Consider the following 25,109-nt stretch of genomic DNA (forward strand, 5'->3'; position numbering starts at 1 on the left):
CGCCATGGCCCGTTAGCTCCTCGAAAACTCTGTTTAATCGGCGTGAATCGTGTGTCGATTAAACCCGCAAGCGTTTTATTGCTTCTGGTTCATATAATCCATGGTTAAGTTGGCCAGAAGCTTAACGCCCAACTTCATACCGGAATCTTCCACCTGAAACTCGGGCGTGTGATGCGCAGGAGCTTCGCTCAATGGACGGTCCTTGGCTTTACCGCCAACAAAGAGATAAACACCCGGCACTTTTTCTTGGAAGAAGGAGAAGTCTTCAGCACCTGTTACTGGGTTAACCTCTTGCACATTGGACTCGCCCGCAGTGCGGGTCAGGGTAGGCAGCATTTGGCGCATCAGTTCGGGGGTATTGTAAGTCACCGGGTAGCTGTAATTCAGAGGTAAGGTCACTTCCGCAGTAGCGTTCATGCTTTTTGCAATGTACTCAGCCTTGCGGCGGACGCCTTCATGCACTTTCTTACGAACATTTTCGTCCAGGGTGCGAATGGTACCGATGATTTCAACTTCATTGGGAATGATGTTTGAGCGAATGCCGCCCTGAATTTTACCAACGGTTACTACGGCTGCGGATTGGGTTAAATCGGCTTCACGGCTGACTACGGTTTGCAGGCCCATAATAATTTGAGCGGACGTGACAATCGGGTCCGTACTCAACCACGGGTAGGCGCCGTGCGCTTGTTTGCCTTTTACGACAATTTTGTAGGGGTCTACCGCAGCCATGATGCCGCCACTGCGATATTTAACAATGCCCACATCGGTTTGGGAATTAATATGCAGACCAAAAATGGCGTCGACATCCGGGTTTTTCAGTACGCCTTCTTTGACCATCAACTCAGCACCACCTTCTTCACCGTCTGGCGCGCCTTCTTCAGCAGGCTGGAAGATAAACTTCACTTTGCCGCGCAACTGATCTTTGTGCTTAACCAGAATGTTAGCGGCACCCATGAGCATCGCCATATGAGTATCGTGGCCGCAGGCGTGCATCACTCCGGTTTCCTGGCCGCGATAGCTTGATGTTGCTTTTGACGCCCAGGGTAAATCAACGGTCTCGGTGACAGGCAGGCCATCCATATCGGCGCGCAGACCAACTACCGGGCCAGGCTTACCGCTGTCTAAAATGGCAACAACACCGGTATGTGCTACACCGGTTTGAACTTCCAAGCCTAAACTGCGCAGGTATTTGGCAATGTATTTTGCGGTTTCAAACTCGCGGTTGGAAAGCTCTGGATTTTCATGAAAATGATGGCGCCATTCGATCACTTGTGGCTCGATTTTATCGGCCATTTTATTCACGCTGTCACTGGCAAAAGCGGAACTGGCTGCGCCTATAGCCAGACTGACCAAGGCAAACGAAATGGGCTTTAACATAAAACTTCCTTAGGTTTTATTATGGCATTAGAACTGTAACGATTTAGCTGGCCTTAACCTTAATGGATTGCCGCCCTATAGGGTAGTGGCTTGTACCGCGAAATCGATATAAGACAGCGCTTGCAGCGCTATGGTTTTCGGTCGTTCGACTGTTCTAGACGCTAAGGTTCTGATTCTGCTATGGTTTTGTTTGCTCATCTACAAAACCGTAAATCACGGAACACCGCGTAGGCCGGCTTTCGTTTTTCCCGAGGCAGGAACGTATGCTTAAGCATCTCTTCAGATGGCAAAAAGGCCGACGGGGTTCGGGCTACGATAAAATGTTACTGGCTGGCGCTTATTGGCCACTGCCGTTTGATATCTATCTGCTTCGATTTCCCGAAGGCAGTGACATTCCTGTGCATAAAGACACCGTGAAAACCGGACGTCATTACCGGTTAAATATTGTACTGAAACAAGCCAGGCGAGGTGGAGAGTTTTTTTGTGAGGCTGCCATTTATGACCACGCGCGCCTAAAGTTGTTTAGGCCTGATATTTCTGAACATTCGGTCTCGAGGGTAGAGCGAGGCAGTCGTTATGTGTTGAGCGTGGGTTGGGTGAGAGACGCTGTGCATGGAGAGTGTTCTGAGGGCGAGGAATGACTAGGAGTTAAAAAATGAGATTAGGAAAAATGAAAGTTGTTCAACGGTTTGTTTTATTGTTTATGATATCGGTTTCTGTGTTTGCAGAGGGTATTCAATCCAAAGCAGTTCTCGACTGGTTGGGGATGGTAGATGCGGGGCAGTATGCCGAGAGTTGGGAGGTTTCCGCTCCGTTTTTTAAGGCGCAGGTTACCCAAGAACAATGGCAGAATGGGCTTAATCAGGCTCGCATGCCACTCGGCAAGGTGCTTACTCGCGAGATTGCGAGCAGCGATATTCATTCGGTATTGCCGGGTGCGCCGGAAGGTGAGTACATCGTGGTGGTGCTTAAAGCCAGTTTTGAAAAAATGCCCTCGGCAACCGAGACCGTCACCCTTAAAAAGGATGATGGCCAGTGGCGGGTGGTGGGCTATTACATTAAATAGGGTGTCTGTGCCTCAGGCATCGTGTGGTTTGATGGGTGATGTGTGATAAAAGAAATTGAACGGCGTGACTTTGATGCCTTTTGGCCAAGCTTTTCGGCCATTGTCGGGGCTCGGGACAGTTACGCCTTTGAACCGAATATGAGTTACGAACAGGCCTATGAATTGTGGTGCCTGCGGCCTTTGAAAACCTACGTGTACATTGAAGATGGGCAGGTTCTCGGCTCTTATTACATTAAAGCGAATGGCATGGGACCAGGTGCCCATGTGTGCAATTGCGGCTATATGGTGAGCGAAGCGGCACGGGGTAAAGGTCTGGCCCGAAAGCTGTGTGAACATTCCCAGCAGGTCGCTGTGGAGCTCGGTTTTAAAGCGATGCAGTTTAATTCGGTGGTGGCGACAAATGAGGTCGCGGTTAAGCTCTGGCAAACGCTGGGATTTGATATTGTGGGTACCTTACCTAAGGCTTATCAGCATGGCCGCTTGGGCTATGTGGATTGCCATGTCATGTACAAACTCCTGCAGGGTATTTAAATGGCCGTTAAGGCGATTAATGGTGCGAAATTTCTTGACATTATGGGCCTGCCTATATAGCCTGCCGCTAGCTGAAAACCAAGCTTATTTACAGTCTCCATTACGATGCGTTGTTTCGGTCTTCGTCCTGTAGTTGTTAAATTATTGGCTGTTTCTTCATGCTAATTCAGGCCCTTTAAGGGCGATTTTTTCCAAATACAGGAATGATTTTATGTCTAACACCGTTACTGGTACCGTAAAGTGGTTTAACGAAACTAAAGGTTTTGGTTTTATTGAACAGGAAAATGGCCCCGACGTATTTGCGCACTTCAGCGCAATCTCTGGCGATGGCTTCAAAACCCTGAACGAAGGTCAAAAAGTTGAGTTCACAGTAACTCAGGGTCAGAAAGGCCCACAGGCTGAGAACATCGTTGCTCTCTAAGACCTGACTGATTGACTCTCTCTCGAAAAGCAAGCCTCCGGGCTTGCTTTTTTGTTTCTGGGCAACGGGTGTCTCCGTTTTGCTTTCTGTTGACTGAAACCATCCTTCTCTGCTGCTATAAGCGCCCCTGCGCTGTTTCTTTTGAGGTTGTATAGACCTGCTTAACGTTGTTCCAGTCGCTGTACTGTGCGCGAATCAGAAGGCTTGAGCGGTTTTTTTGCGGCAGCTCGATTGATCAGCTTCTTTTCCAGGCTGGTGCAATTAAACGTCGGCGCCCATCCTGGCTCAACGTCACACCTTCTTCGTCGCGTCCTGATTTATCCCATAGATTACAGGTAACCTCCTGATGGTTCTGGTCCAGGCGTTCACAATAATTGCTGTATTCACACAGGCGGACGTCCGTACCGCAACCGCTTTTCACTTTGCGAAACCAATCTGGGTCCGCAATGGCTTGCCGTGCGATACCGATAACGTCTGCCTGATCCTGCTGCAGAATCTTCTCAGCCTGTTGGTAGCTGTGAATACCTCCGGCCACGATGACGGGGGTATTGAAGCCCGCTGCTCGAATGCTGTCCCGAATGCTGGCGGTAGGCGCAATATTTCGGCCGAAAGGACCTTGTTCATCCGACTGAAACGAGGGCATGCACTCATAACCCGACTCTCCCGTGTAGGGGTAGGCAGCCTGGCCCACTTTGGGACGTTTGGCGTCGTCGAATTTTCCACCTCGGGAAAGGGAAATAAAATCCATCCCGGCGCGGGCAAACTCGGTTGCAAAGAAACGGGCGTCTTCCAGAGTGCTGCCACCTTCAATAATCTCTTCGCTTAAAAAGCGACAGCCCACAGGGTAATCACTGCCGACCGTGTCACGGACGGCTTGGAAGACCTCCAAAGGCAAGCGGACGCGGTTTTCACGGCTGCCACCATAGGCGTCCTCTCGGACATTACTGGCTGATAGAAACGAGGCCATGGTGTAGGCGTGTGCATAGTGCAGTTCAATTCCATCAAAACCCGCCGCTTTGGCGCGTGCCGCCGCGTCAGCGAAGAGACCGGGCAACACCTCGGGCAGTTCTTGTAGATGGGGAGCAGGATCGAACACCCGTTCACGGAAGCCTTGATAGAGCGATTCCTGTTGGCGGGAATCCAGAACCTGAGCCAGCGCCTCTTCGTTCAGTTCACTGAGCGCCTGACGTAAATCTGTATCGCTTATATCGTCGATGTTTTTGAGCTGGCAATAGCGTTCGCGCAGAGCATCATCAATGGTCAAAAAACGCTGGAAGAATTTATCGGGTTCCGGCCGGCGACGAATCGACAGAAAATCGATTAATTGAATAAAGACTTTAGTTTTCCCCTGGCTCGCGTCGTGTACGGTTTGAGTCAGCGTTTTCAGCCCGTCTAGGTAACGGTCATGACCGATTCGCAGCAATGGGCCGCTGGGAACATCTCTTATGCCTGTGGCCTCAATCACAATTGCCCCTGGTTGCCCTTCGGCGAATCGACGGTACCAATCCAGAACATTTTCTGAGACAAAGCCCTCATCGGTTGCGCGCCAGGGCACCATGGCGGGAATCCAGCTGCGTTGCTCGAGGCTCAATGGCCCGTGTTGAAAGCGCTGGAACAGACGCGATCGAGCCGCTTCTTCACGGCTGGGCCAGGGGTGTTCCAGAGGTGTGTATTTAATGCGCTGGGGCGGCTTCCACATAAGATCTGAACCATTTATCAATAAAAAATTTACATGTAATGTTAATTTCTAAAGCAATGCTTGGCAAGTCGGGTGTTTTGTTGCCAGCACAAGGCTATAAGCGCTTATAGGGGTTTTTCGAGGTCGATAACCGCGCGATCGAGTACTTGGTTCAGGATGATGGTGGATTCAATGTGAGCGACCTTATCGACGTGGGCCAGATCGTGCTTGATAAAACGTTCGTAAGATTCGAGATCCCGGGTAACGATGCGCAGGCTATAGTCGTGGCGACCGGCGAGAACACAGCATTCCATGACTTGGGGGAGGCGGGAGACCGCTTCTTCAAACTCGCGACCGTTTTGAGCGGTGTTGCGCTCCAGCTTTACAAACACGAAGGCGGAGATTTGCAGGCCGAGCTGCTTACGATCTAACTGGGTGCGGTATTGTTTAATCAGGCCTTGGGCTTCAAGTTTGCGCAGGCGGCGCAGGCAGGGTGTTTGAGAGAGGTTAACGCACTCGGCGAGCTCGGCATTACTGATACGAGCATTGGCTTGTAGTGCCTTGAGTATTTTTATATCGATCTTATCCAATTTGATCGCTTCGTCTTGGTTCATTGGCGAAAATCACTCGCTATATTCTCTTTCGAGGGATTTTATGCTCGCTAATCATAAAAATATAGTCGGCTAAACCAAAGGCAAACTCCTTTGGTTTGGCCGACCTTTACGGCAATATAAGTGTTTTAAGATAGGGCTACGCAGCGGCAGCGGCCTCAAACTCTTGGCAGATCTGGGCAACCCAGCGGCCAATGCGGTCGTCGGTTTGCTCAAACTGTTGGTCATCATCAATGGCTAATCCGAAAAAGTAGCTTTTGTCTTCACTGCAGCCTAAAGACGCTTCAAAGTCATAACCTTCGGTGGGCCAGTAACCGATCATGGTAGCGCCGACGTTCAGAACACGCTCGTGCAGCCAGCCCATGGCATCCAGGAAGTAGTCGCCATAGCCCAGTTGGTCTCCGAGGCCGTACAGAGCGAGTTGCTTGCCACTTAACTCGGCGTCGCTGATGATGTCTTCCCGTTCTTCCCAATCTTCTTGAATGCCGCCAAAGTCCCAAGTTGGAATACCCATGATGATGAGGTCATAGCCACTGAAAAATTGACTGTCGATATCGACAATATTGACCATTTCAACAGCCACAGCTGCTTGGGCAAACTGTTCGCAAATTTTTTCGCCAACCTCTTCGGTATTACCAGTGTCTGTGCCAAATACCAGGGCCACTCGGGCATCGCTGATCGCGCTCATGGGGTAGGGTCTCCAGTGTTAGTTTTTGCCAATGATAATAACAATGATTATTATTAACAAGTTTCATTTGTCGTTTTGTAGAACGGAGTGGCGGGCAATAGGTTTGAACCGCTGGGCTAGCCTTTGTACACTTAGCAGGTTTATGCCCGCTTACGAATCTGTGTGAATTGCGTGAGCTAAGTTTCTGATTTGGAAATGGTTTTGACTGACGATTCTCTACCTGAAAATAATGCTGGCAGCAGCGGACAACTGCCCGGTCTGGATGGATTGCTGGATGCCTTTCAAAAGCAACGGCCGCTGCGCGGTGGTTCGCTGATTATTACGGTGTTCGGTGATTCAATTTCCCAACACGGTGGCTCAGTGTGGCTGGGGAGTTTGATTGAAGCCTTGGAGCCCTTTGGGTTGAATCAGCGCTTGGTGCGAACATCGGTATATCGTTTGATTCAGGAAGGGTGGTTGGATTCCACCCAAGTAGGGCGGCGCAGCTATTACCGCTTTACAGATTTCGGTTTACGTCAGTATCAAAAGGCGGCACGCCGTATCTACGCCCAGTCACGGCAGAATTGGGATGGTAAGTGGACTTTGGTGATGCCCGCCTATGTGGTGGATGAGGCCCGCGAGCAAATGCGTAAAGAGCTGACTTGGGCCGGCTTTGGCCAGCTCACTGGCGGGGTTTTGGCCCATCCCGGGGCAGAGCGTCAAAGCCTGGACGAAACGCTTCAGGAACTGAATATTCGCGATAAGGTTGTGGTGATGACCGCTTCGACCGAGGACCTGTTATCGCAATCGGCGTTGAAGCAGTTATCCGCAAGTTGCTGGAATCTCGATCAGCTTGAGGCGCGCTACATTGAGTTCCTGGAAAAGTTTCGTCCTCTGCAAGCGGCTATTCCCAAAAGCGGTCCTTTGGATCCGAAAAGTTGTTTTCAGCTGCGTACTTTATTGGTCCATGAATACCGCCGTATTCTCTTGAAAGATTCTGATTTGCCCCAGGAGCTACTGCCCAACGATTGGGCGGGTAATGCCGCGCAATTGTTGACGGCCAACATCTACAAGCGCGTTCATCGCTACGCTAAGCAGTACCTGAGCCAGACGATGGAAACCGCCGACGGCCCCTTACCAGAGGCCTCAGTCAGTTACTACTCACGTTTTGGTGAGTTGAGCGATTAATCCTGAGTGCTTTGTTTCTGTTGGCGTCTAACTTGTTGGTGGATGTCATTGGTGGAATGTTCATCGATAAACAATTGATAATCTTTGTCGTCGGCCAGTTTTAGCCAGATTGAAAAGTACCCGTCTTTAAAGCGGGAGTGTTCGGCAAACTGACTTGAAACACCAAAACCAAGTTGCAAGGTTGTTTCCTGGGCCGCATGTTTATTAGCTTGATAGCGGTTGGTGTGCGCAGCTTGCCAGTCTTTCTGTAAGCGTTTGAAATCGTCGATGCCGCTCTGACTTATTTTCCACACACTGTATTCTTCCCTGCGTGCCTGGCCGAGCCAGTTTTCTGTTTGCAGTTGTTTCTGTTCAACAATTTCCAGAGGGAATTGGTAGTCGTTTTTGTCTGTGTCGGATTCAACGGTGAAGCTCAGGGAGGTTTTGCTGACGATCAATTGCTCGCTGCTCTGAACTTTGGCGCGGATGCTTTCAGGGGTCAACGCCATAAGGTCGTCAATATCATGATTGCGGTACTGCCAGAGGGTACCAAGGGGGATGCTACTGCAGGCGGCGATCATAAAACTCGATATGAGCACCATTGACCGTTTTATCCCTAGACTTTGCCATAACACGGTAGTGAGCATTGCGATTCCTATTGCGGAGTTTGATAAACACTGGATCTGTAAATACAGGGCGTTCGAATTTAACACAGTAACCACCGACGTTTTCGCGAGGCTTTACAACTTTGCCAACAATACCGCAATATGCCTGCATTCGACGTCACTGATAACAATAATAAAGGAATCATCATGAAAGCAAACGTACAAACATTTCCTGAAACCATTGGGCAAGTTTTTGCTCTGGGGTTGACCTATCGTGCTCATATCGAAGAAGTGGGAGCTAGAGAAACAGAGCCAATGATGTTTGCTAAGCATTGTGAACATACGATTGGGGATTGCAAATTACCTTTGCCAAGGGAAGCGCTGCTTTGGCAAGCCTTGGAAAATCTGGATTCGGAAATGGCGTTGCAGTTTAAAGGCCTACTGAAAGTAATGCCCTTGATGTTGGACTATGAGGTGGAGTTAGGCCTATATCTTATGGAAGAGGTTTGCGCTGAACAGTTAGCTGATGGGCAATGGATGCCCAAGGTGGGATTGTTTTTGGCCAATGACGTGAGCGCACGCAGTTTACAGATTTGCGGGGAACTGGCAGCGAGCGAAGCGCAGAAGATGGACTATTGGTCACTGTCCAAAAGCTTGCCAGGCTTCCTACCGGTTGCTGATGCCATGTATTACCCGGAATCTATTTTGCCCGACGCGTTTCCCGATATTGAGTTGCGTTTGACGGTGAATGGTGTGGAGAAACAAAGAGACAACTGCCGGAATATTATCTACAGCCCTAAGCAGGTGCTGCATTATGCTTTGCAGGCGTCAGGTGAGCGAGGGCTGAAATCAGGTGATTGTATTTTGACTGGTACCCCCGCTGGTGTAGCATTGCGGATGACCCCATTTAAGAAATTATTGGCGAATATTCTTCCTGCGTCATGGCGAGTAAAACTCGGCATACAGAGCGGGGCGAAAGATCCATCCTATTTAAAAGCCGGTGACGAGATTGCTATTTTCGCTGAGCCCTTTGGTCAACAAATTACTCAAATTATAGATTAAAATTCAACCAATTTTGCCAGTGAAATAATGCCACGGCCATGATTCACCACTACTAGTGACTGTAAGATTCGTCACAAAAATATTGTGACTCAGTTCACAAGTGGATGGGTGGATTTTTGATAGTTTGAAGGCTCGGTACTAGATTGTATCGAGTGACTTATCTTTTGGGGGTGGCATTCACGGCTCCTATTTAAGGAACGCAAACGCAGACACTTTTTTAAAGATAAGCCGAAACAATTTTGGAAAAGGATGCCTTTCCATGAAAGCGTTGGCTGTTAGTTTTTTTTGTCTTTTCAGTACATTTTTGCGGGCGGCAGAGGCCCCGGAAGTTATGGTGCCTCCTGGTGTTAAACCAGGTGAAACCTTTTACATCGTCTTTGTGACGGCCGCTAATGACATCGGCACGTTCAGCAGTGTTGAAGAGCTCAATCGCATCGCAAATGAGGAAGCGGACTCCAGCAGCTTCAAAGGTACGGACGATCCGAATATTGAATGGAAAGCGATGTTCAGTCATTCCGATGGCACCGTTCAAACCAGTAATCTTTTTCAAGACTCCAATGCGCCTATCTTCAATCTCAACGGCGAAAAAGTAGCGGACGATGTCGACGATATGTTCGATGGTGAGTTGGATGCGCCAATTGCTTATGAGCAATCGGGTTATGAAGTGAGTAGTTTGGTGTTGACCAGTTTCAGCGCGAACGGTGACGCGGTCGACGGTGGCCTGGCCAAAGCCGAGGGCAATTGTTCGGTGGGGCTTGCGGGACACAAAACGTCTGCTTGGGCGATGAGTGGTCCAAGCTATTGCGGCAGTGGTCGAGGGGATGAGCGCACAGGGGCTCTGTATGTTGTGTCACAGCCTCTGGTCGCGCCAGGAAAACTGGAGGAATCTCAGCAGGCGGCAATCATGAATTTCTTGAGTAATTTGTTGCCCACCGCGAGCGGGGTGGAGCAGGACTAGGTTTGATCTGCAACGCTTACGTCAAGACATAAAAAAGGGTCAGCTGTTTTCAGCTGACCCTTTTTCTTTTTTACTGTGCGGATTAAGCGTGATGCTTATTCTACGTCCAAGGCACCGCGACGAATCTGATCGCGCTCCATGGATTCAAACAGCGCTTTAAAGTTACCTTCGCCAAAACCGTCATCTTCTTTACGCTGGATAAATTCGAAGAAGATCGGGCCAACCTGAGTTTCTGAGAAAATCTGCAGCAGCAAACGAGGTTGTCCGTCGGCGGTGGTGCCGTCCAGCAGAATTCCGCGTCGCTTCAGTTCTTCTACTGGTTCACCGTGACCCGGCAGGCGTTCTTCCAGCATCTCGTAATAGGTGTCGGGTGGTGGTGTCATGAAGGGAATGTCTTTGTCCTTCAGCTTGTCCCAACAGGCGAGCAGATCGTCACAGGAGAAAGCAATGTGTTGAATGCCTTCGCCATTGTACGCCATCAGATACTCTTCGATCTGGCCCTTGCCACCGGCCGCTTCTTCATTCAGTGGGATGCGAATCAAGCCATCAGGGGCGGTCATGGCGCGTGACTGCAGGCCAGTGTATTCACCTTTGATATCAAAGTAGCGAATCTCTTTAAAGTTAAACAGCTTCTCGTAGTAGTTCGCCCAGTAATTCATACGGCCGCGGTAGACATTGTGCGTCAGGTGATCAATTACTTTAAAACCACAGCCTTCAGGCTGGCGATCAACACAGTCCAGATACACAAAATCGATATCGTAAATACTCGACTCGGGCTCAAAGCGATCAACCAGATACAGAGCTGCGCCGCCAATACCTTTAATGGCAGGTAGGTTGAGTTCCATTGGGCCGGTTTTCATGTCCATGGGTTGGGCGCCACGTTTGATCACTTCATCGTAAGCGTGACGGGAATCGCGAACACGGAAGGCCAGACCACAGGCGCAGGGGCCGTGTTCTTCGGCAAAGAAGTACGCGGGGCTGTTCTTTTCGTAGTTGGTAATAAAGTTGATGTCGCCCTGGCGCCACAGCTGGCAGTCTTTACTGCGGTGGTTGGCAATGTGAGTGAACCCGAGGGATTCGAATACGGGTTCAAGCACACCTTTTTCCGCGGCGGCAAACTCTACAAACTCAAATCCGCATAACCCTATCGGATTCTCAAATAAATCGGCCATACCAGGCTCCTTATTCTGTTTCATACATCGTCGGCTAAATCTGGGCTCAAAGGATATATCCTGAAGGGAGAAATTATTCTTCTAATTTCACCGGAATGTGGCCATAATTAGGTTGTTTCTTTCTGTTTTGTGATTTAACTGGGTGGTATTTGCCATGTCGGAAGAGAAGCCGAGGTTTTCCGCCTCTGAGAAGGCTATTTTGGGGGCATTACAGCGCCAGGGGCGCATGTCCAATGTGGAATTGGCGCAACAGGTCGGATTGTCGGAATCACCCTGCTTTCGCCGGGTGAAACAGCTTGAAGATGATAAAGTGATCACGGCCTATTGTGCGGTGGTGGATCAACGCCGACTGGGCTTGGAAGTGACGGCCTTTGTTCAGGTCGATCTTGAGCAGGGCTCTGAAGCCGATACCGATGATTTTATGGCTGCGGTACGTGCCGAGGAATACATCACGGAATGCTATGCCATGAGCGGTGAATACGATTACCTGCTCAAGGTGGTTGCTCGTAACATTGATCATTTTGGGGAGATCAGTATGAAGCGCATTCTGAAGTTTCCAGGAGTCAAGAATATTGTGTCGAGTTTTAACCTGTTGGAAGTTAAGAATACCCGACAGCTGCCCCTGGCTTGAAGACAGTTGCCAACGGGAAGCGAAATGCTGCATCAAGGAGAATCCATTTGGAAAGTACTATCGCTGTAGAAAAAGGCGACGTTAATCTGGCAGGCCACGTAGATAATGTTGTTTTGTATCGCTGGTTCAATGACCAACGCCTTACGTTGTTTGATGATATCATCCAGCGTCGGGCCAAAGCGTTCGTGCCGCCTTACGTGAAAACCGAGCTGCAATTCAAGCGAGAAGTCTTCGATCATGAGGCTGTTAACATCGAACTTGAATTAAGCCACATCGGGAACCGTTCATTCCAGTTGTACCAGGTTTTGCGACAAGATGGCGACATTTGCGCCACATGCGAGACCGTTGCCGTTAACTTTTGTACTGAGACTCAGGAAGTCATCGCGATCGATGAATCACTTAAAACGGTATTTGCTGAGCTGTTTTGAGTGATTAAGGATCGTTAAAGTAATGGCCAAGGCTGTCTATGCTGGGTACACTGCGAGGCTATACTAAAGAAAAACCCTTGTTTTATAGGGGAAAACGGAGAAAGACAACGTTGAAAAAGCTGAGTTATCTCTTCGAGGCCAATAAAAAATGGTCCGAGTCTATTAAAGAAAACGATCCTGAATTTTTTACTCGCCTCTCCAAACAGCAAGCCCCGGAGTATTTGTGGATTGGTTGTTCAGACAGCCGTGTGCCTGCCAACACTTTGATTGATTTGCCTCCGGGTGAAGTGTTTGTCCATCGCAATATTGCCAACGTGGTCGTGCATACTGATCTCAATGTGCTGTCTGTTTTGCACTACGCTGTGGAAGTGATCAAGGTGAAACACATCATTGTGTGTGGCCACTATGGTTGTGGCGGTGTTATGGCGGCAATGGAAGATGAAGACCATGGCTTGATCGACAATTGGTTACGTCACATCAAAGACGTCGCACGCTTTCACAAAGATGAGTTGGATGCGCTACCTGAAGCCGAGCGAGTTGATCGCATGTGCGAACTCAATGTTATGGAACAGGTGCGGAATGTGGCCAATACCAGCATTGTGAAAAATGCCTGGAAAGAGGGCAGTGAACTTACTGTCCATGGTTGGATTTACAATATTAACAATGGCATTTTGCGCGATCTGGATATGTGCATATCTGATTCGAGTGAATTACGCACCGAAGTGTAAACGCGGTTCCGGCCTCGAGTTATTCGAGGCCAAGCTCAATCGCGATCCGGGTTGCTTCCGCGCGGGAAGAAATACCCAGTTTGCGATAAATTGATTTGATGTGATCTGCAATGGTGTAACGTGACAGATCGAGCAGCTGGGCGATATCCGTGCGGTTTAAGCCTTTTGAAATCAAGGTCAGAATCTCGGCTTCTCGAGGTGTGAGGTCTGGAGCCAATTCAGGGTGTTTCTGCTTTTTATCCAGTTGTCTGAAATGTTGTAGAATCTTTTTCGAAATGTCTCCCGAAATAGGGGGCGCGCCATCGACAATGTCCTGTAATTTGTCGATCAAAACACTGCCGGGTTCGTTCTTCAGCAAATAGCCATCGGCTCCCATCTGCAAACATTCAAAAACCGTATTTTCGTCATCGGCCATGGTGACCACGACACAGAGTACATTGTCGCAATGTTCTTTGAGTATAGGAATCAGTTCGCAGCCTCGGCCATCGGGCAGGCTGATGTCGATGATCGCAAGTTGAAACTCTGACGATAGAATGTGCTCGGTCGCTTCATCCAGATTGTTCGCAAAGGTGGCTGGTTTCGCTTGGGGGATGGCCTGGAGCAGGTAGCCGGCCATCAGCTCCTGGAATAATATTTCATCTTCTACGATCAGGCATTGCTCAATATTCATCGATATTCCGTATATCAAATAGTGCTCGTTGGGGTGACGAGCGTTTACATCATTGATTTGTGAGCAGTGTAATTAAGCTTGTCGTCGCAAACGACTACAAGCGATTACGTCGTATATTATGAGGGGGAATGCGGTTAAATGACAGCGTACATGCATCGACTTGTGAACAGAACGGTGTTCATTGAGGGTCGGTCTGTGCGGTATGGCTTGCCTGCCGTTCCGTGGATTTATTGTCAACCTGAAGGGTAAGCCAAGCGAGGCCATTTTGAAGGCGCTGTTGCAGTTGTTTGAGCATCACGGCAATGGCGCCCCAATCCAGGGGGTCTTTTTCTGATTTTAATTGCAGCTGCTTTGCTTGCTGGGCGCTGTCAATCAGGCCCAGTGCGGCACACAAGCCGGCCAGACGATGGCTGCCAGCGGCCAACTGCGCTGCTTGTTTTGAGACGGCAAAGGCTTCCAGTTCCTCAAGCAATTCGAGGCAGCTGCTGCGATAACGTGAGAAAAAATCCTGAAGTTCTTCCGGGTTTTTATAGCGGGCGATATCGTCCAGAAAACGGATGTCATAGCGTTGGACAGAAGCATCACTGATGGTTTGTACGTCATGACGCTGCACCAGGCTGTAGAATACAGGTAAGGAAAACGGTTTCTCCATTAACAGGTTCATACCCTGGGCTTTCAGTTGTTCACTCAATTCTGCGGTCAGACCGGCGCTGATGCCGATGATCGGGCAGCCTACGCCAATTTCCCTCAGTTTGGGCATCAATTCCTGACCTGAAATCAGCGGCATGTGAATGTCCAGCAGAACCGCATCGAAGCGATGTGTTTCAGCCAGTGCGACGGCTTCGCTGGGATCGACAGTGGTGTGAACCGTATGACCAGCACCGCGTAATAAGCTGGCGATAATTTCAGTGTTGAGTTCAACATCATCAACCACCAGCACGGTTAAATGATCATCCATTTGTATGTTCTGTTCGGGAATTCGTACTCGCAGGTGGAAATCAAAACGACTGCCTTTGCCTGGCTCGGAACGAAATGAAATTCGTCCTCCGAGACGATCAGCAATGTTTTTCACTATCGCCAGGCCCATGCCCGTGCCCATGAGTTCTCCCTGACGGTTATTGCTGGCCTTGGTAAAACTGTGGAATATGCGGTCCTGATCTTCATAGGGGATTCCGATACCGCTGTCTTTGATTGAAAAACACAGATCCATTTCGCCGCGCGTCAGATACCGCCCGCTGCAGAGCACAGTGATCTCACCAGTATTGGTGTATTTGGCTGCGTTGTTCAATAGATTGTTGATCAGCTGTTGCAATAGATCCGGGTCGGTTTCGATAACTGTGGGTACATTGGGTTCTATTAAGTATTCCAATTGAATACGCTTCTCTTCGCAAATACCTTGAACCAGCGCAACCGAAGAGTCGAGGATATCAAGCAGAGACGTAGACTGGGTTTTAATCTGCTGCTGTCGACCTGACTCCAGTAGCAACACGCTATTCAGCTGTTGCAGCAGTTTATTACCACTGCGGTTCATCTGCTCAATGTATTTGTTTTGAAGTTGATTGAGGGAGGTTTGCTTTAACAGTTTGATTAAGCCCAGCATGCCATTGATTGGAGTCTTCACTTCATGACTGAAATAAGTGATAAACGCTGAGCGCGATTTTTCCATTTCTTTGGCAGCGATATTGTCTAGCTGAATCGAACGAAATTTTTGTGAGATCGCCAAAGAGAGCATGTACATTTCAAATACATGGCAGGTCAAACCCACCAATAAAATATTTTCAAAACTGGGCGCCAGGCCGATGGTCACCAAAGCAGGTAGGGTCGAGCCGGCAATGAGGCCGATCCAGCCGATAAAGACGAAAATGGCCGGTTTGACGCCGCGTCGATAGGCCAGCCACGCAGACAGTATCATCAGAGTTCCGAACAGAGGGTGTGGCGCTGCAGAAATAATACTGAAGACTTCCCGGCTGGTAAAAGGATAGGTGAGGAGCAGTATGACGTAGTAAATCATCAGGGCTTTAAATGCCCAGTTGAGCTCTTTTAGCAGGCGCGGCACTTGAAAGAAGACATAGCAAAACCAAGTGCCAAAGAGTTGAACCCCTACGCTAGCGGGTTTGTAGAAATACAGCTCATAGTCATAAAAGCCGAACACGGTTTTGAACAAACCGTAGGCGCTGACAACAAATACCACACCGCACAAGGAATGGATTGCGTAGAGAATATGACTGACATCACGTACGGTGGCCCCAAAAAATAAATTATGCAGAGCCAGGGACAATGAAATACCTACCATGAAAAATAAAAAACTGGTTCTGGCGGTAGACGTAATTAATGAGGTTTCATAGCGTTCCAGATTAATGTTCAGCGAAGAAACAATAGGCGAGGCAATACGAATCAACATTTGATATTGCCGCCCGGCTTTTAGGGGAAGTTCATTCAGCCAATCCGACGAGAGGGTATGTAGGCCTTCGGTGTTGGCGTGATACCCACTTTGTTCATGGAGGATCAATTTACCTTGCTGATATAAAAAAAGCTCGATTTCCCGAAAATGCGCATTGGCCAGACGGACTGCCCAGCGCTGATCCAAATCGCTTTCGATGTTCATTGCAAACCAGTATTGTCCGGCGTGCTTGGGGAAGCCGGTTTCACCACTGATGTCATCACTGCGGGGGTTGGCCAGTCGCTCCAGCACCAGAGTAGGGTTGAGCTCTTGCTCACTGTCGAGCAGTAATATGCCTTGATCACTGACATTTTCAGACAGGGAAAACGGTGCAAGAAGGAGCAGCAGAATCAGGATCAAAACTCGGTAAAAAGCACATTTGGTATGTTTGAGGCTTTGCATGACCAGTGAGTATTTCCTGCTCAGGAGGATTATTTTTATTGGCTTGGATTCCTTTCTGCGAACCTTTGCGCTCGTCAGGCGACCCTGCCTCAACACGATAATAAACGGTGACGATTAACGATGCACTCCCTTAGATGGGGGAGTTGGCCTTATTTTGAGGCTTATGGGCGTGATGTTGAGCGTATTGAAAGAAGCGTAAGACTGGAGTGACGACGAGAAAGAAGGGTCCATGGTGCTCAACAGAGTGTTGAGCGCCATTGACCCTGACGGATCCGTTTAGGCGATGCGCCCGGTTTCGGACTGTTGTACCAGGTTGTCAAAGTTTGCGCGATCTTCCTTGGCACGTTCGGAGTTGTCCATATGGGACACGATCCAGATGGCAAAGAAGGCGGCCGGCATCGTGAACAAGGCTGGGTAGTCGTAAGGGAACAGGGCTGTTTCAAATCCAAGAATATCCACCCACACCTTCGGGCCAACAATGATTAAGCCAATTGAAGAGACAAAGCCTACGATCGCTCCGGCAACTGCGCCGCGAGTACTTAGTTTCGACCAATACAGCGACAGCAGAAGAATAGGTAGATTGACACTGGCAGCCACCACCATCGGTAAGGTCGCAATCACGGCAACGTTTTGCTCCTGAAACACAATACCCAGGGCGACCGCGAGCAGGCCAAGCACCAGGGTAACAATTCGGGTTAAACGAATTTCTTTATCTGGATCGGGTTTGCCTTTGCAAAGCACTTGAGCGTATAGGTCATGGGAAATGGCTGCTGAACCGGCAACCGTTAAACCGGCCACGACCGCTAGAATGGTGGCAAAGGCAACGGCGGACATAAAGCCCATTAACAGGTCACCGCCTACTGCGTTGGCCAGGTGAATGGCCGCCATATTGCCGCCACCTAATAACTTGCCAGTGGCATCGGTGTATTCCGGATTGCCCATGACAAAGACGATGGTTCCGAAGCCTGCAACGATTAACAGCAGGAAGAAGTAACCAATAAATACCGAAGCGTAAAACGCCGATTTACGGGATTCTTCCATGTTGGGCACGGTAAACAGGCGCATCAAAATATGGGGCAGGCCCAATGTACCAAACATCATTGAGACCAGCAGGGTCAGAATTTGAATTGGATCGTCGATCCAAACACCGTTGGTAAGAATGTCACCACCCCGTGGGTGTTTGTCGACCGCCTGACGCAGCAATTCATTCAAATTAAAGTCCACACTGTGCAGCACCAGAATGCCAATAATGGTGATGCCGCTTAACAGGAGAAGCGCTTTCACAATCTGCACCCAGGTGGTGGCCAGCATGCCACCAAAGGCGACATAAGCCATTACGAGAGCCGCAACAATGATGACCGCCACTTCATAGGGCAATCCGAACAGCAGCTCGATGAGTTTTCCGGCGCCTACCATTTGTGCGATCAGGTACATCACTACAACTGAAACCGAGCCGAGTACCGCGATAATTCGGGTTCGAGTTTGTTCCAAGCGCAGTGCAACCACATCGGTGAAGGTCACTTTACCCAGATTGCGCACGCGTTCGGACAAAAGAATCAGCATCATTGGCCAGCCAGCAAAAGCGGCCAGGGCCAGTGTCATACCATCGATACCGGTGGCATAAATCAGGGCCGTAATACCCAAAAAGGACGCGGCGGACATAAAGTCCCCAGCGATGGCGGCGCCATTCTGAAGGCCGCTAATGCCACCGCCAGCGGTGTAAAACTCGGCGCTGGTATTGGTGCGTTTAGAAGCCCAGTAACTGATGTACAGCGTCACACAGACAAACACCAGGAACATAGCGATAGCGGTGGGGTTGACGCTCTGGCGTTCTACCGCACCATCAATGCTGCCCGCGGCCATGGACAGGCTAGGCAGCACACAGGCGGGGAGTAGAAATAAGAGAGAGGTGAGAGGCGATTTATTTCGCATAATGGCTGACCTCCTCATCTTTGGGGTCCAGGTTCTTGGCGGCTTTCAGATAAATCATCTCGATGATCACAAAACTGAAGATCAAGCTCGCGAAGTAGACCAAGCCAAAGGGGATGAGGCTGTCGGCCATTTTTTCGGCAAAGAGTTCTTTCAGTGGGCCATAGCCCAATGCAAAACCAAAATAGAGGGCCATAATAATGACGGCCATCACCAGGCGCAGGCGATTTTTCTTGCGGATAAGCGTCTGCACATCCTGAGAAGTGGGCATAGTTATCATCTCTTCTTATTTGACGGTTCTTTTTATTGCTGTTTTATATTATTACTGTTTTATTGAGCCCCATTGCGACGGGGAGAGAGGCAGATTAATCCTTGCACAGAACTCAAGCAAAGGCTAGACGGGCTCTTGCTGTATAACACCGAACGTTGAATCGACCTCCTAAAAGAAATACAGAAGGTAAAGAAATTCAGAATCTTCGGTGTTCAAGCGCTTGCCTCGCAATCTACCCGATATAATCGCCGCTTTTACAAGGCCAGCTCGACACTGAGCCCGAAAGTACGAGGGGTGCCGAATAAGGCGTAATCATTACCACCGAGCAGGTAGAGATGTGCAATATAAGCCCGGTCGCTGAGGTTCTTCCCCCAAAGGCTCAGTTTCCAGTTTTTATTCGCCATCTGCCAGCTCAGCTTGCTGTCAATAAGGGTGACCGCTGGCTGCACAGTAATTTGATTGTCGGGTTCGCGATAGCTTTCATCCTGATATTGCACCGCTACGTGCCATTGCAGTTTTCCGGCGAAGGGGCCTTGTTCGATCACACTTTGGTAGTCGGCAGAAAGGTGCGCGCTGTGTTCCGGGGATTGACGAAGCGTACTGCCTTTATAGTCGCGCCCGTCGGCTGCACTGAAACTGTCATAGCGCGCTTTCAAATAGGCGTAACTGCTGCTGAGTGTCCACTTGGGCGAAGGTGAGTAGACCATTTCCAATTCAATGCCGGACAGTTTGGCCGACGCGGCGTTACGGGTTTCAAACACACCAAAATTATCAATGGTTCGAAACTGCACCACCTGCAAATCGCGATAGCGGGTGACGAAGCTGGCCAAGTTCAAACGCCAGCGATTTTGCCATTGAGCTTTGATCCCCATTTCGAATTGCAAGGCGGATTCCGGCTGAATGATTTCCCGGGCGGATTGCAGATTGCCTGGCACGCCCTGAAAACCACCGCTTTTAATACCTTCAGTGATCGAACCGTAAACCATCAAGCTGTCTTGCAACTGATGACGCCAGGTCAAGCGGGGCGAAAAGTCCTGCCAGCTGTTGCTTTGACGCGATTGGAAATCTTCGAGAATAATCGCAGGCGCGCCACCATTGATGGCGGTTTGTTGTAGGGTTTTTTTGTCGCGGTTGTAACGTGCCCCAAGACTGACGTGGCTTCGCTCACTGAGTTGCCATTCCAACTCCCCGAACAGGGCCAGATTTTGGGTCGTGTTGAACTGCTGCGACACAGCGCTGGCTCCGGTAAAGAAAAACGTCTCTTGGCGTCGAGTCAGTTCACGCAGGAAATAAATTCCCGAAATCAATCGCAGACGTTCATGCGCTTGCCACTGCAGGCGAAACTCCTGTGAGTATTCCCTGTAGCTCTCGCGCACATTCAAATCCACTGTTTGGGCTGTGGCCGTAGCCGGTAATCCTGAGGAATCTTCCAGCCAGTCGAACTGACTGTGGCGATAGGCACTGATGCTGTGAAATTGCCACTGATCCGATTGCCACTGTATGCGCTGGGAGCCGCCCCAAATGGTTCGGTCGGTGTAGCCTGCCAGGTCATTTGTGGCGTGTTGGTAATTCCCACCGAGCTCATTGAACAGGTCCGTCGGCAATGCGCTGCCCGCATCGTCCAAGCGGGCCAGCGGTACGCGACTGGCCACAGGAATACGCCCTGTGGAGCTAAGATTGTCTCGACTGGCATCCAGATTCCAATCCGCACGCCATTGCTCATCAAATTGATGACTCAATTGGCCCCGAAGTCGGCTTTTGATTTTGCCCATTTGCTTGTCGCCAGGACGGACGATATTCTCCTGCCAGCCTTCACGATAACGGTGATCGAACACGGCGCGGGCGAGCCATTGTTCTTCCGAGTCGAGGGCGCCGTTGAGGCTCAGATTGGCATAGCGCGCATTGTAGTTCCCAGCGCCCAGAGTGAGCTTGGCTTGGGATTCGGCGCTTGCCTGATGCGTGCGCACATTAATCGCACCGCCAATGGAATTTTTTCCATACAAAGTGCCCTGAGGCCCTCGAAGTACTTCGATTTGGTCGACATCAAGAATATCCAGATCGATACTGGAAATACGCCCGATATAAACATCGTCCACAAATAGCACGACCGAAGAATCCATAGCGGCGCCATCGTCGTTGGAGCCTATGCCGCGTAAATGGATAGAAGGTTGTCCTAAACTGTATGAGCTGATGGACAAGCCGGGTGTGCGGTATGAAATTTCCTGCAAATCCCTCAGTTCGGCACGATCAATCTGAAGGTCATCAATGACGCTGAGCGCAATGGGCACCTGTTGCAAGTTTTGCCGATAACGTTGGGCCGTCACAATCACTTCTTCCATTGGGCGAAAGTTTTCGGGCAGCGTATTGGGATGTGAATTGGCGGGCACTGCCTGTGCTGGCTGAGGTGTTTCGGGGCGTTTGCTGATCATCAACTGAGTGCCTTGCCAGTTGAATTGCAAGTTGCTGTCGGCGAGTAGCCGGGTTAATGCCTGTTCAATATTCAAAGTGCCGATGACGGCAGGGCTGTGTTGTTGCCCTACCAGTTCGCTGGGGACGGCAATATTGATTTTTGCAATACGAGCCAGCTCAATTAATGCAGCCGCGAGCGCGCCAGAAGGAATATCGAACTGGAAATTATTGAGCTTGTTTTGTTGTTGAGGTCGATCAGACGATTCGTTCGTATCAGCTTGCCCGTAGAGCGGGCAGGGCAAAGTCGCTGCCAGTGCAGAAAGCCAAAGGGACATGTGTCGTCGGCAAGGACGCGCTGTGTTCAAGGCCTTTTTATCAAGCAAGGCTATACCTGATTGTTATCATTATTGTTTCGCAGACGAGTACTGCGAAGGCCATTTACAGGCCTGCTATTGAGAATCCCCATGCCATCTGCCCAAGGGATGGAGTGGGTTTATTATGTTATTTTCGTTGTGTTTTTAGCAATGTTTCGCCATTGGCCAGTTCAACGACTTCCAGAGACAGGCTGTTGGCCAAGGTGCTGAGCGCGGCATCTTTGTCATCGAGACGCAGAGCGGCAACTAATGTGCGTTCGCCCAGGCTTTCGTCCTGCAGGCGAATCTCGCCATTGTAATAGCGGTTCAAATCCTGAATCACTTTGTTCAGGCTGCTGCCATTGTAAATTGCTTCGCCACGTTGCCAGGCCAGTACATCATCACTATTGACGGTTACGACTTCACCACGCTTGCTGGCGGGAGTGTTACCCAGAACATCATCGAGCCAGGTATTACTGTCGAGATAACGCAGTTGCACCTGTTCGTTGGCGGTTAATACGCGCTTGGATTGATAATCACGCTGACGCAGTTCGGAAAATTCCTTATCGGTGCTGACATCAACCTTGCCCTCAACGACGGTCACCTGAGTACGTTCTTGATCACTGTATACATTAAAGCGCGTACCCAACACGCGTACGTAGGCGCCTTGGGTTTTGACGATTAATGGCCTATCCGGATCGTGGGCAATATCGAAATAGGCCTCGCCCTGTTCCAATTCCAATAAGCGGTAGTTTTCACGCAAATCGATTTGCATGGTGGATTGGGTGTTCAACTGAATTCGGCTGCCATCACTCAGGCTGAGCTGCAATTGTTCGCCTTTGCCGGTTTGCATTTGCTGGCCCTGCAAGGCTCCCCAGCCAGGCAGCAGGGCTAATGCAGCTACCGTTGCCGCTGTGGCAAAAGCCAGCCAGGGTTTCCAGGCGCGGCCTTTTTTCTGTGGGGGTGATGAGCGAGTTTCAAGAGGGTAGGGCTCAAGGCGTTCATTGAGTTCGGTGGAATGACCCAGGCTGTGCCATAGGGCTTCCGCACGCAGATAAGCAGCTTGATTCGCGGGGCTGGCTTCCAGCCATTGAAAGAAGGCCTGCTCTTCGTTTTGACAGAAGCTTGGAGATTGAATTCGAATTAGCCAGGATTCGGCCGCTTCATCCACAGACGGGTCGGCCGGCCAAGCAAGATCAGCGGAACTTGGCTCGCGTTCGGGTCTTCCCAGCTCGTCATTCGCAGCATTAGCAAATTCTTTGTCGGCCATGCCTGTGGTGTCTCATGTGTTTACTTACTTCTATAGACACACAAGTATGCCATAGCCTCCAGCAGTAATTGCAGCTTTATAGTGTTTAGCCGATATTCTGCGTTGTTTTGCGCCATGTTATAGAGCTTGGCGCATTTCTTTCAGTGCCCGAATCAGGTATTTCTCGACGGTGCTAACGGCGACGTCCAGTTCTTCGCTGATCTGACGATAGCTGTAGTGATGAACCCGGCTGAGAATAAACGCTTGGCGGCATTTTTCCGGTAGCTTTTGCAGAACCCGTTCAATACGCTCGAGATCTTGTTCCGCCAGTACTGATTGTTCCGGTGGAGGGACTTCCTGAGATTCCCGGTCGGATTCGGTCAGCTGTTGATAATTGGTGTGGCGGCGCAGTTTGCGGATTCGGTTTAAGGCGAGATTGGCCGCTGTCTGAAAGAGATATGCCCGAGGGTTCTCCAGACTGTCGGTATTTTCACTGCGAATCAGATTGTGGAAGGCATCCTGAGCAATATCTTCCGCTTCGCTGCTGTCGCCCAGGCGAAAACGCAGAAAACGCAGCAGCGCAGACTGGTTCTGCTGATAAAGCGCCTGAACTGCCTGGCGATTCGGGTCAGGTTTGTCGGTCATCACGGCTACCTCGCATCGCATATACCGATAGGGCATGTGAGCTTATTATTATGGCCTTCAGAGAGCGATACTCTCTTTGCTTACCTATATAAACATTTAATTACATGTAAAACAATACCGATTCACCTCTTTTGAGGCGAATCGGGTATCACAATCGTTCTACAGCGTGCGACGATCAATCACGCGTTTGGCCTTACCCTCTGAACGCGGCACCGAGCCTGGCTCAACAATCTCAATACGAGTTGAGACGCCGACAATGGACTTAATGTGGTGTTGCAGTTCTTTAGCCAAGCCTTGCTTTTGTTCATCGGCCATCGCGGTTTGGCTTTCCACCTGGACACTCATGGTGTCGAGATTACCATTGCGATCAACTTCAATCAGGTAATGGGGAGCCAGGCCTTCGGTACCGATGATCTGTTCTTCAATCTGAGTGGGGAATACGTTCACGCCACGGATAATCAGCATGTCGTCACTGCGACCCGTGATGCGGTCCATACGGCGCATGGTACGGGCTGTACCTGGCAGCAAGCGGGTCAAATCGCGGGTGCGGTAGCGAATGATAGGCAGCGCCTCTTTGGTCAAGCTGGTGAACACCAGCTCGCCTTCTTCACCATCTGGAACCACTTCGCCGGTTTCAGGGTTGATGATTTCCGGATAAAAATGATCTTCCCAAATGGTTGGGCCGTCTTTGGTTTCGGCACACTCCATGGCAACACCTGGCCCCATCACTTCTGATAGACCATAAATGTCGATCGCATCAATACCCAAGCGTTGTTCCAACTCTTCTCGCATGGAGCCAGTCCAGGGTTCGGCTCCGAAGATGCCAAGACGCAAATTGAGTTTGTGTGGATCGATGCCTTGACGTTCCATCTCATCGGCGATGTTCAGCATATAAGAAGGCGTCACCATAATGATATTCGGGTTGAAATCCTTAATCAGCTGAACTTGCTTCTCAGTTTGGCCGCCTGACATGGGAATCACGGTGCAGCCCAATCGTTCAGCACCATAGTGTGCGCCCAGTCCGCCGGTAAATAAGCCATATCCATAAGCCACATGCACCATGTCTTTTCGACGCCCACCAGCTGCGCGGATGGAGCGGGCAACGACGTTGGCCCAGGTATCAATGTCATTTTGTGTATAGCCAACGACGGTTGGTTGGCCGGTGGTTCCACTGGATGCGTGAACCCTAACGATATCGTCCATAGGGGTGGCAAACATGCCGAAAGGGTAGTTCTCACGCAAATCCTGTTTGGTGGTAAACGGGAACTTGGACAGATCCGACAGCTGCTTCAGGTCGCTCGGGTGCACACCGTGGGTATCAAAAGCTTTGCGATAATGGGGGGAATTTTCGTAGGCATGATGCAGGCTCTTCTGCATTCTCTCCAATTGCACAGCGCGCAATTCGTCAATGCTGGCTTTCTCGATGGATTCAAGTTCATCGCTTATCACTTCTCTGGTCACTGTATGCCTCCAGGCGCTAGATCCGGAATAATGTTATGGGAAACCCGGTTATTTAGGCTTGGGTCTCGCGTCTTCGTTGTGACATTTGGGCGTTTATTGTTTTCTGTGTGCATTGCTAAATTTTATAAGTTATTGATTTACATGCAATATTTTATTTTTAGCAACACAATCACAGTGC

The 25,109-nt window shown here is 49.9% G+C and carries 24 protein-coding genes; 10 read left to right on the plus strand and 14 right to left on the minus strand.

Features of this window, described 5'->3' with window-relative positions:
• Window positions 1–75: 75 nt before the first annotated feature.
• Window positions 76–1,377 (minus strand): amidohydrolase, encoded by a 1,302-nt coding sequence (locus ABWW03_RS15455; protein WP_353409710.1) that lies wholly within the window; start codon window positions 1,375–1,377, stop codon window positions 76–78.
• A gap of 263 nt (window positions 1,378–1,640) precedes the next feature.
• Here ABWW03_RS15455 and ABWW03_RS15460 point away from each other — a divergent pair, with 263 nt between their 5' ends.
• The 4 genes from ABWW03_RS15460 to ABWW03_RS15475 all read left to right on the plus strand — a co-directional run bounded on the left by ABWW03_RS15460 (window position 1,641) and on the right by ABWW03_RS15475 (window position 3,395).
• Window positions 1,641–2,018: a hypothetical protein gene (locus ABWW03_RS15460; protein WP_353409712.1), complete on the plus strand. Its 378-nt coding sequence runs from the start codon at window positions 1,641–1,643 to the stop codon at window positions 2,016–2,018.
• A gap of 14 nt (window positions 2,019–2,032) precedes the next feature.
• Window positions 2,033–2,443, plus strand: a complete 411-nt coding sequence (locus ABWW03_RS15465) for a DUF4019 domain-containing protein (protein ID WP_353409714.1) — start codon at window positions 2,033–2,035, stop codon at window positions 2,441–2,443.
• 42 nt (window positions 2,444–2,485) lie between these two features.
• Window positions 2,486–2,974: a GNAT family N-acetyltransferase gene (locus ABWW03_RS15470; RefSeq protein ID WP_353409716.1), complete on the plus strand. Its 489-nt coding sequence runs from the start codon at window positions 2,486–2,488 to the stop codon at window positions 2,972–2,974.
• Between the two features lie 211 nt (window positions 2,975–3,185).
• The gene (locus ABWW03_RS15475) at window positions 3,186–3,395 is read left to right on the plus strand and encodes a cold-shock protein (protein WP_353409718.1); all 210 of its coding nucleotides are present in this window, start codon (window positions 3,186–3,188) and stop codon (window positions 3,393–3,395) included.
• Window positions 3,396–3,630: 235 nt separating this feature from the next.
• On the opposite strand, the gene ABWW03_RS15480 is transcribed toward ABWW03_RS15475, so the two are convergent.
• The 3 genes from ABWW03_RS15480 to ABWW03_RS15490 form a co-directional block, all read right to left on the minus strand.
• Entirely contained in the window at window positions 3,631–5,094 is a 1,464-nt protein-coding gene (locus tag ABWW03_RS15480) for an NADH:flavin oxidoreductase (protein WP_353409720.1), read from the minus strand.
• Window positions 5,095–5,198: 104 nt separating this feature from the next.
• The gene (locus tag ABWW03_RS15485) at window positions 5,199–5,687 is read right to left on the minus strand and encodes an Lrp/AsnC family transcriptional regulator (RefSeq protein ID WP_353409722.1); all 489 of its coding nucleotides are present in this window, start codon (window positions 5,685–5,687) and stop codon (window positions 5,199–5,201) included.
• Between the two features lie 136 nt (window positions 5,688–5,823).
• Complete coding sequence (locus ABWW03_RS15490) at window positions 5,824–6,372, minus strand: flavodoxin (RefSeq protein ID WP_353409724.1); 549 nt, start codon at window positions 6,370–6,372, stop codon at window positions 5,824–5,826.
• Between the two features lie 201 nt (window positions 6,373–6,573).
• Between ABWW03_RS15490 and paaX the strand changes: the two genes are divergently transcribed.
• Window positions 6,574–7,539 (plus strand): phenylacetic acid degradation operon negative regulatory protein PaaX, encoded by a 966-nt coding sequence (gene paaX, locus ABWW03_RS15495; protein WP_353409726.1) that lies wholly within the window; start codon window positions 6,574–6,576, stop codon window positions 7,537–7,539.
• Here the strand turns inward: paaX and ABWW03_RS15500 are convergent.
• Window positions 7,536–8,165 carry a hypothetical protein gene (locus tag ABWW03_RS15500; RefSeq protein ID WP_353409728.1) on the minus strand — a complete coding sequence of 210 codons (630 nt, stop codon included), beginning with the start codon at window positions 8,163–8,165 and terminating at the stop codon, window positions 7,536–7,538. The two genes, paaX and ABWW03_RS15500, sit on opposite strands and share 4 nt — an antisense overlap.
• Window positions 8,166–8,330: 165 nt before the next feature.
• Here ABWW03_RS15500 and ABWW03_RS15505 point away from each other — a divergent pair, with 165 nt between their 5' ends.
• Both ABWW03_RS15505 and ABWW03_RS15510 read left to right on the plus strand, forming a co-directional pair.
• A complete protein-coding gene (locus ABWW03_RS15505) occupies window positions 8,331–9,185 on the plus strand; it encodes a fumarylacetoacetate hydrolase family protein (protein ID WP_353409730.1) in 855 nt (284 codons plus the stop codon).
• 259 nt (window positions 9,186–9,444) lie between these two features.
• Complete coding sequence (locus ABWW03_RS15510; protein WP_353409732.1) at window positions 9,445–10,143, plus strand: hypothetical protein; 699 nt, start codon at window positions 9,445–9,447, stop codon at window positions 10,141–10,143.
• Between the two features lie 95 nt (window positions 10,144–10,238).
• Here ABWW03_RS15510 and hppD read toward each other — a convergent pair whose 3' ends face one another.
• Complete coding sequence (gene hppD / locus ABWW03_RS15515; protein WP_353409734.1) at window positions 10,239–11,315, minus strand: 4-hydroxyphenylpyruvate dioxygenase; 1,077 nt, start codon at window positions 11,313–11,315, stop codon at window positions 10,239–10,241.
• Between the two features lie 154 nt (window positions 11,316–11,469).
• On the opposite strand from hppD, the gene ABWW03_RS15520 reads away from it, so the two are divergent.
• The 3 genes from ABWW03_RS15520 to can all read left to right on the plus strand — a co-directional run bounded on the left by ABWW03_RS15520 (window position 11,470) and on the right by can (window position 13,102).
• On the plus strand, window positions 11,470–11,946 hold the full coding sequence (locus tag ABWW03_RS15520; RefSeq protein WP_353409736.1) for an Lrp/AsnC family transcriptional regulator: 477 nt from the start codon (window positions 11,470–11,472) through the stop codon (window positions 11,944–11,946).
• A 47-nt stretch (window positions 11,947–11,993) separates the two neighbouring features.
• On the plus strand, window positions 11,994–12,374 hold the full coding sequence (locus ABWW03_RS15525; RefSeq protein WP_353409738.1) for an acyl-CoA thioesterase: 381 nt from the start codon (window positions 11,994–11,996) through the stop codon (window positions 12,372–12,374).
• A 110-nt stretch (window positions 12,375–12,484) separates the two neighbouring features.
• Entirely contained in the window at window positions 12,485–13,102 is a 618-nt protein-coding gene (gene can, locus ABWW03_RS15530; RefSeq protein ID WP_353409740.1) for a carbonate dehydratase, read from the plus strand.
• 19 nt (window positions 13,103–13,121) lie between these two features.
• On the opposite strand, the gene ABWW03_RS15535 is transcribed toward can, so the two are convergent.
• The 8 genes from ABWW03_RS15535 to paaK form a co-directional block, all read right to left on the minus strand.
• Window positions 13,122–13,772: a response regulator transcription factor gene (locus ABWW03_RS15535; protein ID WP_353409742.1), complete on the minus strand. Its 651-nt coding sequence runs from the start codon at window positions 13,770–13,772 to the stop codon at window positions 13,122–13,124.
• A gap of 178 nt (window positions 13,773–13,950) precedes the next feature.
• On the minus strand, window positions 13,951–16,614 hold the full coding sequence (locus tag ABWW03_RS15540) for a hybrid sensor histidine kinase/response regulator (protein ID WP_353409744.1): 2,664 nt from the start codon (window positions 16,612–16,614) through the stop codon (window positions 13,951–13,953).
• 276 nt (window positions 16,615–16,890) lie between these two features.
• Window positions 16,891–18,546, minus strand: a complete 1,656-nt coding sequence (gene actP / locus ABWW03_RS15545; RefSeq protein WP_353409746.1) for a cation/acetate symporter ActP — start codon at window positions 18,544–18,546, stop codon at window positions 16,891–16,893.
• On the minus strand, window positions 18,536–18,814 hold the full coding sequence (locus ABWW03_RS15550; protein WP_353409748.1) for a DUF485 domain-containing protein: 279 nt from the start codon (window positions 18,812–18,814) through the stop codon (window positions 18,536–18,538). The genes actP and ABWW03_RS15550 overlap by 11 nt, the downstream gene beginning before the upstream one ends.
• Before the next feature lie 254 nt (window positions 18,815–19,068).
• Complete coding sequence (locus ABWW03_RS15555) at window positions 19,069–21,558, minus strand: TonB-dependent receptor (protein ID WP_353409750.1); 2,490 nt, start codon at window positions 21,556–21,558, stop codon at window positions 19,069–19,071.
• A 166-nt stretch (window positions 21,559–21,724) separates the two neighbouring features.
• Window positions 21,725–22,846 carry a FecR family protein gene (locus ABWW03_RS15560; RefSeq protein ID WP_353409752.1) on the minus strand — a complete coding sequence of 374 codons (1,122 nt, stop codon included), beginning with the start codon at window positions 22,844–22,846 and terminating at the stop codon, window positions 21,725–21,727.
• Window positions 22,847–22,963: 117 nt separating this feature from the next.
• Window positions 22,964–23,470 carry an RNA polymerase sigma factor gene (locus tag ABWW03_RS15565; protein WP_353409754.1) on the minus strand — a complete coding sequence of 169 codons (507 nt, stop codon included), beginning with the start codon at window positions 23,468–23,470 and terminating at the stop codon, window positions 22,964–22,966.
• Between the two features lie 159 nt (window positions 23,471–23,629).
• The gene (gene paaK / locus ABWW03_RS15570) at window positions 23,630–24,931 is read right to left on the minus strand and encodes a phenylacetate--CoA ligase PaaK (RefSeq protein ID WP_353409756.1); all 1,302 of its coding nucleotides are present in this window, start codon (window positions 24,929–24,931) and stop codon (window positions 23,630–23,632) included.
• Window positions 24,932–25,109 lie beyond the last annotated feature (178 nt).

Source organism: Pseudoteredinibacter isoporae (genome assembly GCF_040372805.1).
Classification (GTDB): domain Bacteria; phylum Pseudomonadota; class Gammaproteobacteria; order Pseudomonadales; family Cellvibrionaceae; genus Pseudoteredinibacter; species Pseudoteredinibacter isoporae_A.